Origin of the sequence: Paeniglutamicibacter psychrophenolicus (genome assembly GCF_030812255.1) — a bacterium.
GTDB classification, from domain to species: Bacteria; Actinomycetota; Actinomycetes; order Actinomycetales; family Micrococcaceae; genus Paeniglutamicibacter; species Paeniglutamicibacter psychrophenolicus_A.
In genome coordinates, this window is the sequence record NZ_JAUSSH010000011.1 from 73,967 (window position 1) to 89,315 (window position 15,349).

A 15,349-nucleotide genomic window follows, 5' to 3' on the forward strand; every position below is an offset into this window, starting at 1 on the left:
TTCCGATGGGGAGGACATAGTGGTGGCGAAGGAACCTGCGACAGTGCGAAATGTTTTCGATACCACCGACGACAGTTCTCCATTGGCTAGCCAGCTTGCCAGCGAGCATAAGCGTCGCGAAAAGCTGAGCGGGAGGAAACTGCCGAAGCCAGACACCACCCGATACATGACGGTCAGCAATCAGAAGGGTGGCGTCGGCAAGACGACCACCACGGTGAACATCGCTGCCGCCTTGGCCATTGCGGGACTCAACGTCTTGGTGATCGATATCGATCCGCAGGGGAATGCCTCGACTGCGCTGGGTATCGAACACCATGCGGACGTAGACAGCATCTACGATGTGCTCATCAATGACATGCCGTTGTCTGATGTTGTTGCCATTTGCCCGAACATCGACAACCTAACTGTCGCGCCAGCAACGATCCACCTGGCGGGTGCCGAAATTGAGTTGGTGTCCCTGGTTGCTCGCGAGCAACGGCTTCGTCGCGCACTGGAACAATATGCCCAGTACCGGGACGCAAACGGCATGGATCGGTTGGACTATGTCTTCATTGACTGCCCGCCAAGCCTGGGACTGCTGACGGTCAATGCGTTCGTGGCAGCGCGTGAAGTCTTGATTCCAATCCAGTGTGAGTACTACGCGCTGGAGGGACTGAGCCAGCTCCTGAAGAATATCGAGATGATCCAGAAGCACTTGAACTCGGACCTAACGGTTTCGACGATTCTTCTGACCATGTACGACGGACGGACGAACCTCGCCGCACAGGTTGCTAGCGAGGTACGTGAACACTTCCCGAACCAGGTGCTCCAAGCTGTGATTCCACGAAGCGTACGGATCTCAGAGGCTCCCAGTTACCAGCAGACCGTCATTACGTACGATTCGAGTTCCACCGGTGCCCTTTCGTATTTGGAAGCAGCCGCGGAGATTGCGGAGCGAGGCAACAGCTAGCCTTCCCGAACCGGGCAACCCAGGTTGTTCGATCGGTGGCCGGTGTTGTGATGGTTCACAGTATTGTTTAGCCAAATGTTCTCGGAATAGGTTGTTTTAATGATTCCGCGTTCTGAAACGGTTTCTAGCACGGCATACCTGTTGACCTTGGGGTTGGTTAGGGGCAGAACCATCGCTTCTCAGCGGCGGGCGAGCCACACCCGTGAGCCGCGTCCTTAACAATCAATGGCCAGCCAGTAGAATTGCCTTGGGTCAAGGTAGTAACGGTGTCGAAAAGGAGTAACATCCAATGTCGGAAAAACGACGTGGTTTAGGACGAGGTCTAGGTGCGTTGATTTCGAGCAGCCCTGTCGTTGAGACTGAGGACGAAACGCCTAAGATTGTTTCACGTGAAACATCCAAGACGAAGACCGCGAGCTCGGCGAAGACCGCGGACCTGACCGCACCAAAGCGCAAAGCGTCGGGAACTGCCCCAAGCGCCAAGAAGGCTCGTCCCGTGGACATGTTCTTTGTCCCCGGAAAGACCGAGGAAGAAGTGGCGGCCGAAAAATCTGCCTCCACAACTTCTCCGTCCGCTGCGGCAAAAAAGCGTCGCGCTCAGATGCCGGGCCTCATTGCATCCTCAGGTCGAGCAGGGGAAGTCGACGTGGTTGAACCTGTCGACAACAACCTCGTTGACGTGCCTGGTGCCAGTTTCGCTGAGATCGCCGTTGATAAGATCCACCCAAACCGCAAGCAGCCCCGTTCCTACTTCGACGAAGAACACATGGACGAATTGGTCCATTCCATTCGCGAGGTGGGGCTGCTGCAGCCAATCGTCGTGCGGCCGTCGCGAGAGAACGACAAAGAGCCCTATGAGATTGTCATGGGTGAGCGTCGCTGGCGGGCTACCCAGGCAGCCGGCCTGACCACGATTCCAGCGATTGTCCGGGAAACACAGGACGATGATCTTCTTCGTGACGCCTTGCTGGAAAACCTGCACCGTTCGCAGCTCAATCCGCTCGAAGAGGCGGCCGCCTACCAGCAGCTGCTGAGCGAGTTCTCCTGCACGCAGGAAGTACTGTCGGAGCGTATCGGTCGCTCTAGGTCCCAAATCTCCAACACCATTCGACTCATGAAGCTACCCGCTCTTGTGCAGCGCAGAGTTGCAGTAGGAGTCATCTCCGCCGGGCACGCCCGTGCTCTGCTGGGGCTGGCCGATGTGGTTGAGATTGAAAAGTTGGCTCAGCGAATCGTCAATGAGGGTATGTCGGTGCGTGCCACGGAGGAAGCCGTCGCCATGAGCGATGGTCAACAAAAACCGCGGAAGGCGGCCGCGCCAAAGCAGACGCAGCGCCACGAGCGCCTCGATTTCTTGGCAACATCACTTTCTGATCGGCTTGATACAAATGTCAAAATCTCACTCGGGGCCCGGAAGGGTCGAGTGAGCATTGAGTTCGCCAGCGTTGACGACCTGAACCGCATCATGGGGGTTTTGTCGCCGGAAGCAGAAGCCAAGTAGCCGTGGCCCTCGAACTAGATTGCAGTGTTTCACGTGAAACACTGCAATCTTGATTTAACGTGGCATCCAGCTGACGTTGGCGCCGACTGGATCGATTTTGCATCCTAGTCGGCCAGTTTCCAGATAGCCGCGGCGCTCACGTGATTGTAGCCGGCGCTTTCCCTCCAAACGGGTCGTCACCTTGGCCCATGTGGGCCAGACAGACGTCTGGCCGAGGCTCGGTTCACATTCACCGTCCCGCGGGCCTTCAGCAGCGTCCTGACGCCCCTGAGGGCCCATGAGAGGGCAGGGGAGCGGCCTTGGCGGATAAGAAGCCAATGTCTGGCCAGAACTGGTCCTCTAGACACTGAGGGCTCATGGGATTGGTTACTTCGAAGCTCCTTACTGATTCCAGAACCCGTCCTTTTGGGGAACCGCTAGCCTAGGTAGGTCTTCATAGCCTGCGATCCCTGCAAGGCACCTTAGATATCGTGGATATTTGCTCCTGTGGGAGCCATCGATCTTGTTTGTGGGGAACCACCCCGGAAACACAAATATTCGCCTTGGACACCACCGGTGGCCTTGCTGGGAGCCACGTTGTCGTCTGTAGATGTCCGAGCCGATGCAGTGAGCCGTCCCGCCCGTGAGACGGAAGCGTTGCCCGGGCCGGATCGATGGGCACTGCGAATTTCCGGAAGCACATACGGCTTCCATCCTGCCGGCGATCGATGGGCTGCTCTCGGAGCGCACGGGCGAGAAGCGTCTACAAGTGCTGCCAGAGCCCATGGGGCACGCCTGCTGCTCGACGGTGCTCTGCCCGCTGTACCTGAGGAAGGACTTGCTCCAGCAGATAGGCCCCCGGCCCCGGCATCGACGTCGGCGTGGCCATCGACAGGATCGTGCACGACAGCATCTTGATCGGCATCTGAAGAAGCAAAGGAAGCGAGAAGATCGGTGCCGTTCAGCATGGCAGGACGTGTCGGAAGCCAGTCGCCCCCGTTCAAGCTGCCGCCGGCCACCAAACGGCAAAGTCGATGGCACCAACGGGAGTAGTGAGTGGTTCCCCGAGCGCCGAATACCCAGATTCCTTTTGACGCGCGGCTTCTGGGGAAGATGGCAGTATTGCTAGCGTCAATATCGTCATTGTTAGCTCCCGCGCGGTGTTCCGGTATATCCGATGTGGATCGCACCCTTGATATCGTAAAATTCCCAAGAGCTGGTGCTGGCCCAGCCATGTTTTGGACATCGATCTGCTTGGAGGGTGCATCCATTTAGCCGACTGCGAGCAGATTCTGACAGCCGTCCAGCCGTCCAATCGCTGCAGATCGGCGTAGATCGGGTCACCGGCGTGGACTCCTGGGCCACGATTTGTCTGCAAATTTTCTGTCGATCAGGTTCATGCCAAGACGACGCATGGTGATGCACCTTTGGGTGATCGTGCGGTGGCTCGTTTTCCAGGCTGTATCACTCGAGCAGGTGTTGTACCTCGGCCACGGCGTTTTTCCTGGACCATGCTCCGGCACAAGGGCCAGAATCGGGCCGGACATCAGAATCGTTCGCAGGGCAGTAACGAGGCATGACGGCGCCTGAGAAGGAAAGTGGCCGAATGACCAAGTACCTGGTCTCGTTCGACGGTGAGGCCATGACGTTCCGCGAGAAGGACTGCGACTGGGTGGTCCGCGAAGCGCATGCCGTCATAGGCGAGGCCAAGACAGCAGGCGTGTACATCTTTAGTGGTGGGATCGATGGGGACCTCGGCCCGGTGCTCGTGGCCGTCGACGGCACCGTTGCCGAGGACACACACCCTGGGCACAAGGTGCCGAACGGCGGCTAAAGCGTTCTCGACCTGTCATCGCGTGAAGCCGCACTTGAACGGGCAACCAAGATTACCGTCGCATGCCACTGCTCCCAAGAGAATCTGTGGTTCCAATACGCCCGGGCAAGCTGACCGAGGTATCCTGTGTCAACGTCGGTTGTGTATCGGGTTCCAGCAATGGTCGATTGACATCGTGGATCGGGAGAATATCCCAGAGCGACGGCATATCACCGGTCCACTCATCGATCGGCGCCAGTTCGTATTGCCTCGAGTATGCGGCTCACTCATCCAACTCCGGCTGAATTTGGGTCTCTCGAAGAACGGCGCCATCTCCGGGAACCTGGCAATGGCGTCGGTTCGCACGATACGACGGGGCCGGCAAAGAAATTCTTTGGGCCGGCTGAGGCGCCCGTGCCCGGGGGCAAGCAAAGCTGGAAGGCCTGGGCGTACATTGGCGCCAGGATCTTGAATCTTACTTCAACGCATGCATACAGCCAGCGTCGTCAGGGGAGACGTGCCCGCAACGTAGGCATCCCGGATGATAATGCGTGGAGGATAGTCGGGTCCTGAAATCAAATGTTTCACGTGAAACGCAGTCTCGTGGACGCTGTGGTTGGCATGGAACCTATTACTGATTGCATGCGACCACCCTGGACCGAATGAAACCGTCAAGGGTCGAACCATACGCAGAGGTACATTCCTGGCAGGTCACGTACCCATGGAAACTGAATCAACCGATCCAATTGGTGGGGGGTGCGATTACGGACTGTAGCTCCCAAGCTTGAGATTCAGTTCGAGAACCATCAACGAAGGGAATCTGTTGGTATCGGTTCGGTTCAGGGAGGCAAGGCAGACCGTCAACATCAATCAGCAAGGTGGGAATCTGGTTCCCTCGACGAAAAAGAATCCCACAAATGTTGATTGTTAGCCGTCATGCAAGGCCCTTCGACCCGACCACAGCCTAGGCTTCCGAAATTGCGCTTTAGCCTTCATGCCCGTCGGATGGCATCTCACCGACACCAGATGTGCCATTGGCGAGGAGGTATCCGTGCGCTACCGCGCCCTTGGGCGAACCGACAACCGGTTCGCTGAGTTTGAGGTTCCTCGGAACCGCTCCATTGGCGGACCCCTTCTTTTCGACTGCCGAGAAGAATGGGACACACCCAGAGTGTCAACCGATCGAAGAGTTGCTCGGTGAAGAGCGTCTGCACGAAATCGGGGCTGCCAACGACGTGGACGTCTTCGTGCCAGTCACGCAGTCCATGTACAACTTCACGGACATCTGGTCCGAGCACAGTCGAATTGTGCCAGGCGAGGATCGGTGTCTGGCGGGGGGCCACGTACGTCGGAACACGGTTGAGCGATTACGCGGTGTTCCCGTCCTACCGACACCAGTACGAGGCGGAACTGTCGTAGGTCCGACGCCCATGTAGAGGGCATGAATATTTGACTGCGTGGGGACCAGTAATATTGCGCGTGGAGACCACCGGGGAAAACCCGAATATTGTCCGTGGGAGCCACCAGTGGCATTGTCGGGAGCCGCTTTGCCGGCAGGCTGGTGGGTTCCGCGTCGTAAGCAGGTCCTGTCAGGACCGGTCGCCCCTAGAGGCTGCAGGGCACTGCCAACGACGGGAAGTGCACGGCGGACTCCGTCCTCCCGGCGATAGCGGAGCCGTTGCTCGGGACCCTGCCGGGAAGCGTGTCCGTAGGCGGCCCGCACCCAGGGAACGCCGCCGACGTCGGGCCCTGCATGTCCTGCACACTGCGTCTGCAGAAGGGTCGGCACCGGCGGCCCGGCTCCGGTGTCCACGCAGAGGATTGTCATGGACCGGGACGTCCACCACGCCATCCGGATCTGTGTAGGAATGCACACGTGAGGCTAGATGATCGGCTCCGTCCAGAATCAGGTGGAACCCGTTGGAGACCGGTGGCTCCCACGCGGGGAGGTACTAGTCCTCAACGGCAATATCAGTGGCCCCCAACGGCAATAATGGGTGGTCCCCAAAGCGTCGAATACTCAGGCATCCACTTCCGTCAAACCGGAACCCACCCGTTCGTCGACGACCTCGTGCCCGAGGATCTGCCAACGGCCGATCACAGGCCGTCATCGGCCATCTGGTTCCTGCGCAACCGTGACAAGAGCGACGGTGTCCCATGCCGCGCTCCTTACCAATCGCCCCTCGTCGCTCAGGCGGCGGAATCACATTGAGGGCGGCACAGCTATTCGTGCCGTGCAGCGGGTTTCGACGGAGGGAATCGACCACACCCACCGTCGTCCGAAATTTCATCGGGCGGTCGCGGCAACAGCCCTTCCCGAAGAAGAGACAAAAGATCGGAAATCGCTCGATAGTTTCGACGTGGGTGCAGAACTATGTTTGGAAGTCGGCAGGCCGTAAAGACCCGCAAGACGCCCAGGGGAAGCAGCTAATCCGCGTTCCTGGACGTTCGTCAGTTGGAGGTGAGCGGATCGGAACCCATGATTCTTTTCGCTCAAACGGTTCGGTCGATCTGGACAATGTTGTGAAAGCTGAACACGAGAAACCGGTGACCTGGGGGAGACGCGGCCATTGATGTTTGGGCCACCGATATTGGTGCGAGGTCCAGTAATCCTCAACAAGGGATTTTCACGGGCAGACATTGATTCCCTCCATTCCCGAACAGGTCTCCTCTGTAGCCAGATTTAGCTGTGGACGTTCGGGACCATGAACGCGTCGACATGGCTGCCAACGTGTAGCCGCTGCAGGCCGTCCGTCTGCGCGTACAGTCTGCAGGACGCCGCCGAAGTCGGTCAGTGGCGTCTTCTCCAGCCTCGCGCAGCCGATGGAGCGAATGTCCGATGGGAAGGCGCTTAGGGCTACCCCTGACGTACCCTCGCAATATGTATGAGAGGCAGCGTGGATGTCGTCCGAGAGCGCCGCGGGCGGCTCCCAAGAACGACAGACAAGCACGGCGCACTCTATGCCCACCTAACTGGGCAGGGAATGCATCCCGCCGAAGCGCTGCGAGCCGCCGTCGGCGAGGACCAATGAGCAGACGCGATCGTCGGAGAAAAATCAGATCGCGATGATGACGGAACATTGGTGCAGGGAACGTCGATCCCGGAAGACCTCGTTCATGAAGGGAGGTGAACCGGCAACCGGCGTCGCTGTGGATGGAATCGGGTGCACGAGGCAGGACTATGACTGTCCTTCCCAAATGCCTCAGCTTAGAATCACCGGAAGTACCACTAAGGGCGTGTCCGCGTGGAGTCTCGGACGGGGCAACGAGGCCTGCCTTGGGCGCGGTGTCGACAAGGGCAGTGCGGGTGGCACCCACAAAGGAAGCATTGTTGCGGGCCGTTGGAACCGCGGGCTGGATGTTTGTGGGACCAAACTTCAACCGGACTTGATGGGATGACATCCCGAGCGTGAACCAATATATCGGTTCAGGATTCCATCTCTTCGCTGGAGCAATCGATCGTCAGTGCCGTACCAATTGCGAAACACTCAGGACGGGGATGAAACATGAATCGAAGTGAGGCTTCCAGACGCAACGAAGAACTTCTCTTGACTAGGGACCCGCCGGTCACTGGCGTGAGAGTCCGCCGGATTTCCCGCACCTCGCACCTCGTTTCCGCTCAGGGATCACCTGTACCGATGCCCATTTCCCTGAACTGGCCTTCGCGGGGCAGAAATTGAAGCGCATTCGGCCACGGGGTACATCTGAGTTCCAGGCACTCGACATGCTCCGCCCGACCAACGAGAAGACGGGGGAAGCCGATCGCCCCGTCTATCCATTCGGACGATCGGGGACTATTGGAGAAATGCTTTGCACCCGCATCTCGACGCAGAGGAGTGGAGGATTCCCGCTTGGTGCGGTCCTCTTCATGACCGGACCGTAGTGCGCGCGGCTGCAGAATACGAAGGTGAAGAACCAGGCTCAGCGCACTCAGGGATTCCGAACAACGGGCCTTCTAATCCGCAGGCAAGCCGACGAGGCTGGTTCCACCCCGGAGAGGAAACAATGAACGCGGAGGTGCGCCAGTGGGTTCCTCAGATCAGTAAACCTACCCCCGCCGCCACAGCCGGTCGGATTGATTCGGCAACCAGGAATGCTCTTCGGGATGACTCAACATTCGAATCTTCACCCGCGAATGTTTCACGTGAAACGTCGGCGAATGCGGCTAGCCCTCCTTCAGCCTGAAGATGAATACGGCGGGGATCGCGGCGGGGCCTCAAAAATGTTTCACGTGAAACAGGCAGGCGTAGTCACCCAGGGCGACTGCAAAGTCGCTAGCGTGAGCCGATTCCTACCATTTTGAGGATCTTGCCGGGGTGGTTTCTCAGGTGCCGCGTGGTCCTGGCGAGGTTCTTGTGGCCCTGGTTCTTGAGCAGGGTGATGGCGATGTTTCTGAGGATCGCCAGTGTTCGTGGTGTTTGGCCGTTTCTGGCTTGCAGTTTGTCCTCTTGGAAAAGGACATCCCGACGCCAGTGCAGGCCGTTTTCTATGCCCCAGTGGCCGCGGACCCAACCCGCCAGCTGCCCCGGGCTGGCCTGGTATGTCGGTAGGGACGTCACCGCATAAACGGTTTCCAGGTGCCACTTCCCGGCGCCGACCGGCCGGGACTTGCGGGTGATCCGCATGGCCTGGAGTGCATGGGGGAACCTGATGCCCGGGCTGAGGGTGGCGCATTTGATGGTGCGGATGATCTGCCGGCCGTTCGCTTTCGCCGAGCTCTTGTCCCCGTCGGGAACGCGGCCCCACGGGACGGTGGAGAGCTGCTCGAGCAAGGTCGGCTGGTTCGCTTTCACGGTGAAAATATAGTGTGCCCCGCGTTCGGCCAGATAGCGTGCGTGGCCGGCCTGGGTGTGCATGGCGTCGGCGGTGACAACGACCCCGGACAGCGACGTGAAGTGGTCCATGAGCACCGGGAACTGCGGGATCTCGTTGCTTTTCTCGCCGACCGCCACCTGGCCCAGCACCGCGTGGGTGTCCTGGTCGATCGCCGAGAGCAGGTGGACCCGGCTTCCCTTGCCGTTCTTTGCCCCGCGCATTTCCTTGCCGTCCACGGCAATGGCCACCGGCCGTCCCAGGCCCTGGGCCCAGTCACCGGCCAGCAGGTCGAAGGCGTCGGAATCCAGGCGTTCCAGCACCCGCGCCAAGGTCGTCGCGTGCGGGGTTCCGATCCCGCAGGCGGCCAGCTCTGTCCTGGCGGTGTCGGCGGCCCACTCGGCCATTTCCACCAGCGTCTTCGCGCCGACGAGAACCGAGCAGACCATGATCAGGAGCAGGTGCGCGAATTGGTGGCGGACCCCGCGCCTGGCGCGGGGATCCGGAAGGCCGGCCAACGCCACCAGCACGCAGCCGGGATCAAGGACGACCGGCTCGGATGTGGAAAATTGGTCAACAAAGGCCTGCAGGTGGGAAGATTGCACGAAGGAACTCCTGGTGAAACATGTGGGCTGATATTCACATGCTTACTAGGAGTTCCTGCCCTTTAAAAGCTGGGACCGGTTTGTCTCATATTTTAAGACTGGTGGGCTCGTTCACGACTTTGCAGTCGCCCTGCGTAGTCACCCCGGATTATCACGACAACACTCGACTCTTCTCAAGCTACGGTGAGCTTGTTTCACGTGAAACAACAGGGTCATTTCAAGAACGTCGGCCTGAGAGTCCCCTGCCGACTGGGGGATCCTGCTCGAATCGTGTCATGCGCCCATGGCGACAATGGCGCGGCTCCGGTGGCTCTGGCAAACAATTGCCTGTGGCCTCTCGTCCGGGAGTTCCGGGTGATTGCCTTTCGACCAATGACGCACCCCCGCAAACGGAGGCCTCGCTTGCCGCGCAGCCGCAGACTCGCCCGTCAGCTGCGCCCGGTTTGACTTGAAGACACGTCTAAGACCGCACCCAGAGGAGGCACGAAGACGGTTCGTGGCGTCACGGGGAGACGGAGCCGGAAGGAGAAATCATGAAAGTGCGAAGTCTTGCAGTCGCGGATGCCCACCACAAAAGAAATCCAGGATAGTGGGATAGCTGCCGCGGAAGCTGGCTGTGCCAGGACGAATACAGGATACTTCGAAGGGTCAATGGCGCGACATTGTCACCAGTGGCCACCCGTGGCGGCGGAAGCCGTGACCATCAGGACTCGAAGTCCTTGCCCTGATGGTGGAGGTCGATTGCCTTTCCTCGACCGCGTGACACCCGGGGGGGGTGGAGAATCTGGCCGGTGGTTTGGATGAAAAGTTGGCCGCCCGGCGGTTGGCCAGGGCCCGGGGACAATGAGCATCGTCCAGTGGCCGAAGGGCTCAGGCAGTGCGAAGGCGGGATGCCTGGACCGACCCCGGTTCGGCCGTGGACCCATGTTGGGCAAGTGTTCGCCGGCCTGCGCCGGGAACCACTGCTGCCTGAAGCATGATGCCGCTCCGGCATTGCAAAAAATAGGGCCGGTGCCGGGGATGCCGGACCGACGGGCACGGCGCCTATCTTGCCCGTTGGCGCCGCTCTGGGCGTTCGAGGCGGCCGCAGCAGCGGTCGACAGCCGACGAGCCGGTGACATTCACGTAACAGGCGTGGAAGGGGCGCACCTGCCCGCCTCCGGCGGCCACGACACCGCTGGACGGGGTGGAACACACTTTTCACTTGCCTGAGGTGTGGTGGCTGATTGGTCCCTCCCGGAAGCTGTCCCGCAAAATTTGTAGCCCGAGGAACGGCACTGCAGATTTGTCAGCCTCGGTGGTTCCCGGCTACGCAATATCAGTCGAAGAACTGGGGCCAAAGATGGGGTTGCGGTGGCTATGCGCACGCGATGATCGTGGACCGGATCTTCTGCAAAAGGTTTGGAATCAAACCAGGAACCGGCAACATGGCGAGATGGCCTGCCCGGGCTTCTGCTGGTAGTTGGAACTCGGCCCGGACAACGGTTCCCTGCAGCGGAGGTGCTTGCTTCCAATGGCAATATCCCCAATGGGAAGTTCCCTCGAAGCCAACGATTACGCGCTCAAGGAGACCGGACATTCACGGGTTCGTCCCTGAGCAATGGGCGGAGGACATGCGCTCCGTGAACGACCCCGGCGCAAATCATCCACGCGCAGCGAGGACCCGAAACCATGCGGAAGGCGTCTAAGGGTGGGAGGGTCTCGTGGTCGGGCCGATTCGGCGACCTGGCGATCGGGTAGCCTGGCCCAGAAAACATCACCGGAAGACGGCAGCGCCCGAAGTCGTTGAATGCACCCGGCACCACATCGTCGGTGTTGGAATTTTCGGTCATGGTCTTTGGCCCGAAGACGCCGGTCAATGAAGAAATGGTTGGTGTGGGACAGACCGGATGGTGATGATCATGGCACGTACATCGGCACCGTGAGCATGGATCATGCTTGTCCTTGAAAAGTAGAGGCATCTGGCGAGACAAGAACGGACCGGCTGCGCCCGGGAGCAAGGCCTTGTCGATTCACGGGTATCCAGCTCTGGCTGCGGCACAAATTCGTGATGGACCCGTCCGTTGATCTCACTCACAGCGGATAGCCGACCCTGCGGACGTTGGAAAAATTGCTCCGCACCTCGAATTGGAACGAAACGGAGCCAGTACTGCCGCTAGCGAAAGCCGGGCCTTCGATTCGGAGCCCGGTTAAGTGGGAGTATCAAATACTCCCGAAGTAGACGGCTCGCCTGCGTTCCGTTCATCCTCTGGCGCCTTTCAACTGAGAAGCAACGCATCAGCATCCATCGTGGTCGCAATTGGCCTCGATCGTGAAAGATAACGGTGAAAGCTTGAATTTTTCGAAAACATGCTGGTAAACAAATGATTTTATTTGTTTAGAGTTCCAACTTGTTCCAGTGTCTATCGTTGGCGAGCATAAATTCACCCTGGTGGGAGGTAGGGCGTTAAAAAGCTCGGTGCAGCCATCCCGAAGGAGTGGCTGCACCGAGCGGACGGAAAAGTCGCGAACCTTACAGGAAGGCAGCGAATTCCTTTTCAAGGACAGGCTTCGGCTTGGCGCCGATCGAGGTGGCAACGTGCTCGCCGCCCTGGAAGACGTAGACGGCCGGGATGCTGGTGATGCCATACTTGGCGGCGATGGCCGGGTTGTCATCGACGTTGATCTTGACGACGTCGATCTTCTCGGCGTGCTCCGCGGCGATCTGCTCGAGGATCGGGGTCAGCTGGCGGCACGGTCCGCACCACTCTGCCCAGAAATCGACGATGACCGGCTTGGTGGCCTCAAGGACCTCAGCCTGGAAAGTTGCGTCGGTGACGTCTTTGGTCTGGCTCATGGCCTGCACCTTTCGTTAAGGTTCTCTTCCCCCTGCTGGGGAAAAATTAGTTGGAGACTGAAACTGCGTTTGCGGTTGCCGCGGCTTCGACATCGGCAAGGTAGTGCTCGACGTCGAGGGCGGCGGCGCATCCCGAACCGGCAGCCGTGATGGCCTGGCGGTAGGAGGCGTCGATGACGTCGCCCGCGGCGAAGACGCCCGGCAGGCTGGTCTTCGAGGTGCGGCCGTCAACGGCGATCGTGCCCTCGGCGGTCAGGTCGAGGACGTCCTTGACGAGGTCGGTGCGCGGGTCGTTGCCGATGGCGACAAACATGCCGGTGACGGCGACTTCCTGCTCCGCACCGGTCTTCAAGTTGCGCAGCGACATGGCGGTGACCTTCTCGGCGCCCGAGATGCCGACGACCTCGGAGTCCCAGATGAACTCAATCTTCGGGTGTGCCAGGGCACGGTCTGCCATGATCTTCGAGGCACGCAGGGAATCTCGGCGGTGCACCACGGTGACCTTGGAAGCGAACTTCGTCAGGAAGAGGGCTTCCTCCATGGCCGAGTCGCCGCCGCCGATGACGGCGATTTCCTGGTCGCGGAAGAAGAAACCGTCGCAGGTCGCGCACCAGGACACGCCGTGGCCGGCCAGGCGCTTCTCGTCGGGGAGCCCGAGCTCGCGGTAGGCGGAGCCGGTGGACAGGATCACGGCGTGGGCGCGGTACACGGTGCCGTCGCCCAGGGTGACGACCTTGACGTCGCCGGCCAGTTCGACGGCGGTGACGTCGTCAAAGAGGATCTCGGCGCCGAAGCGCTCGGCCTGCTTCTGCATGTTGTCCATCAGGTCCGGGCCCATGATGCCCTCGGGGAAGCCCGGGAAGTTTTCCACGTCGGTGGTGTTCATGAGCTCGCCGCCGGCGGTTACCGAACCGGCAATGACCAGGGGCTTCATGTTGGCGCGAGCCGTGTAGACCGCAGCGGTGTAGCCCGCGGGGCCGGAACCGATGATAATGACGTTGCGGATGGCGTCTTGTGCTTCTGTGGCCACGGGTGGGCAAACCTTTCATAAGTGCGGTCTTGTTTCAAACACACCGCGGGGAAGAGGGGCTATGCGGCATAACAGCGAATGCCTTGGTGGTATTCCCGGCCCTGTCCGGCTAGGAGACGCGGAACTCGCCGATCTGCAGTCCGTACGGGCGCGACGCGTTGGCCCCCGAGGCGCGGCGAGGCAGCTCGGTGACGTTCAGGAACACGTATTGCCCCTGGGCGCTGGCGCCGTCTTCGCCGCTGACCGGGACGGTGACCGTCGGACCCGTGAAGGAGCCGCTGGAGACCATCTTGGCATCGGAAAGGTTGTTGGTCTTGCCCACGCGGATCTCGAAGGAACCGCCGGAGCCGTTGAGGCCCTCAAGCTGGATCTCGGAGATGTCGGAGAGCTTTTTGAGCTCCACGATGAACACCATGTTGGAGGCCAGGCCACCGAACTGCGGGGACGTGTAGGAGTAGGACTTGTACAGGCTCGCGGGGTTGCCGTCGATGGCCTTGGCCAGCGTGTTGTCGGTGTCCGAGTTGAGATCCTGGTTTCCGGGGACCATGCGCGTAATGTCCGCGATCTTCGGCTTGACCGCCTCGGCGGTGGGAGACTGTGAGGCTTCCCCGCTGGCGCTGCCTGATTCGGTCGCACTCTGCGTGGGGGTGGCAGTGGCCACCGGCGAGGGATTGCCCCCGCCGAGGGTGTTGTAGGCGAAGACGACTGCAAGCACCAGGACGGCGCAGAGCAAGGCCCCGATCAGCAGGCGCGTGGTTTTCTTTCCGCCCTCGCCGGCTTCCTCGTCCTCGTATTCGTCGGCAAGCGGCTCCGAATAGGACTGGGCCGCCACCGGGAAGCTGGAGGGCACACGCTGGCCCGATTCGTCGACGGTGATGCCGCGGGACTTCTGCGCCGCGGCCAGGGCCGCCGCCGAGGTCACGACGGGCTCCTCGGCATGGTCCGGCTGCTCCATCCGGGTGACCTTGGCCGCAGGCTTGGCGACGGGCGGAGCCGGGGGAGTGACGGGCGCTGCCATGGTGGCAGCGGGGGCCTCCGGGGAGGGAACAACGGGAGCCGCAGGCGACGGTGCCGACGATGCGGGCACCACGGGTGCCTGTTCGGTGCTCGAACCCACCGTGGCGGGCGGCGCGACGGGCGCTGCGGCCGGGGGGACCTGCTTGCCGCGGGTGAAACGACCCTTGATGTTGTTCAGCTTCTCGTTGAGGCTGATTTCAGGGAGCCTGTCCAGCATGGCCGGACGCTGCTGTTCCTGGGCGCGCTGGTCCTCGTAGTACTCGGCGTCGTCATCGTAGCTCGCCGGCTCCGAGGAGCGGGACACGCCAAAGATCTCGGTGCCCAGGGTATCGGTGTAGAACGGTTCGACGTACGGCGAGTCGGCCTGGACCACCAGGTCAAGAAGATCGGCCGGCTCTGCGAGGTTGGTCACCAGATAGGTGTTGCCCTCGGAAATCCCGAGGTCGAGGACCTGCACCGCGGCGTAACGTTCACCGGTGGCGATTTCGCGCGCGCTCGTGGCCAGCTGCGAGGCATTGGCCGTTGAACCGACGAGGATGCTCACCGGACGGTTGAGCACCTGGTCGATGCCACTGAGTACCTGGTCTCCGTCTGCCGAGGTCAAGACCGATTCGGTCACCTGGTAGCGGCCGCCAAGCACGGCGCCAGCGTCGATGGGCTGCGACACGATTCCCTCCCGGGATTACTTTGCGTTGCCGGCACCCTCGTGGGTGCCCCGTTCCATGTTACCGGGCCGGGGATGGGATTTCGTGAAGAACAAGCCCGATGTCGCCGGTGCGGCGGGCACGTGAAGCCCTCCTGCGAAGG

Annotated in this window: 8 protein-coding genes; 3 read left to right on the plus strand and 5 right to left on the minus strand. The window is 60.6% G+C overall.

Annotated features, from left to right (window positions below):
* The first annotated feature begins 16 nt into the window (after positions 1–16).
* The 3 genes from J2T21_RS14740 (at position 17) to J2T21_RS14750 (ending at position 4,263) form a co-directional block, all read left to right on the plus strand.
* A complete protein-coding gene (locus J2T21_RS14740) occupies positions 17–949 on the plus strand; it encodes a ParA family protein (RefSeq protein WP_373457985.1) in 933 nt (310 codons plus the stop codon).
* A 289-nt stretch (positions 950–1,238) separates the two neighbouring features.
* Positions 1,239–2,450, plus strand: coding sequence for a ParB/RepB/Spo0J family partition protein (locus J2T21_RS14745; protein WP_307582247.1), 1,212 nt, complete (start codon positions 1,239–1,241; stop codon positions 2,448–2,450).
* Between the two features lie 1,585 nt (positions 2,451–4,035).
* Positions 4,036–4,263, plus strand: coding sequence for a hypothetical protein (locus J2T21_RS14750; RefSeq protein ID WP_307582249.1), 228 nt, complete (start codon positions 4,036–4,038; stop codon positions 4,261–4,263).
* A 992-nt stretch (positions 4,264–5,255) separates the two neighbouring features.
* On the opposite strand, the gene J2T21_RS14755 is transcribed toward J2T21_RS14750, so the two are convergent.
* The 5 genes from J2T21_RS14755 to J2T21_RS14775 all read right to left on the minus strand — a co-directional run bounded on the left by J2T21_RS14755 (position 5,256) and on the right by J2T21_RS14775 (position 15,209).
* Positions 5,256–5,585, minus strand: a complete 330-nt coding sequence (locus J2T21_RS14755; RefSeq protein WP_307582250.1) for a dihydrofolate reductase family protein — start codon at positions 5,583–5,585, stop codon at positions 5,256–5,258.
* Positions 5,586–8,516: 2,931 nt separating this feature from the next.
* Positions 8,517–9,659: an ISAs1 family transposase gene (locus tag J2T21_RS14760; protein ID WP_307582252.1), complete on the minus strand. Its 1,143-nt coding sequence runs from the start codon at positions 9,657–9,659 to the stop codon at positions 8,517–8,519.
* A gap of 2,512 nt (positions 9,660–12,171) precedes the next feature.
* Positions 12,172–12,495, minus strand: coding sequence for a thioredoxin (gene trxA, locus J2T21_RS14765; RefSeq protein ID WP_307582254.1), 324 nt, complete (start codon positions 12,493–12,495; stop codon positions 12,172–12,174).
* Positions 12,496–12,541: 46 nt separating this feature from the next.
* Positions 12,542–13,525 (minus strand): thioredoxin-disulfide reductase, encoded by a 984-nt coding sequence (trxB, locus tag J2T21_RS14770; RefSeq protein ID WP_307582255.1) that lies wholly within the window; start codon positions 13,523–13,525, stop codon positions 12,542–12,544.
* Positions 13,526–13,634: 109 nt separating this feature from the next.
* The gene (locus J2T21_RS14775; protein WP_307582257.1) at positions 13,635–15,209 is read right to left on the minus strand and encodes a hypothetical protein; all 1,575 of its coding nucleotides are present in this window, start codon (positions 15,207–15,209) and stop codon (positions 13,635–13,637) included.
* Positions 15,210–15,349 lie beyond the last annotated feature (140 nt).

Coding starts and splice junctions, on each gene's coding strand:
- trxA (WP_307582254.1), bottom strand. CDS start 12,495: ATGAGCCAGACCAAAGACGTCACCGACGCAACTTTCCAGGCTGAGGTC.
- J2T21_RS14750 (WP_307582249.1), top strand. CDS start 4,036: ATGACCAAGTACCTGGTCTCGTTCGACGGTGAGGCCATGACGTTCCGC.
- J2T21_RS14745 (WP_307582247.1), top strand. CDS start 1,239: ATGTCGGAAAAACGACGTGGTTTAGGACGAGGTCTAGGTGCGTTGATT.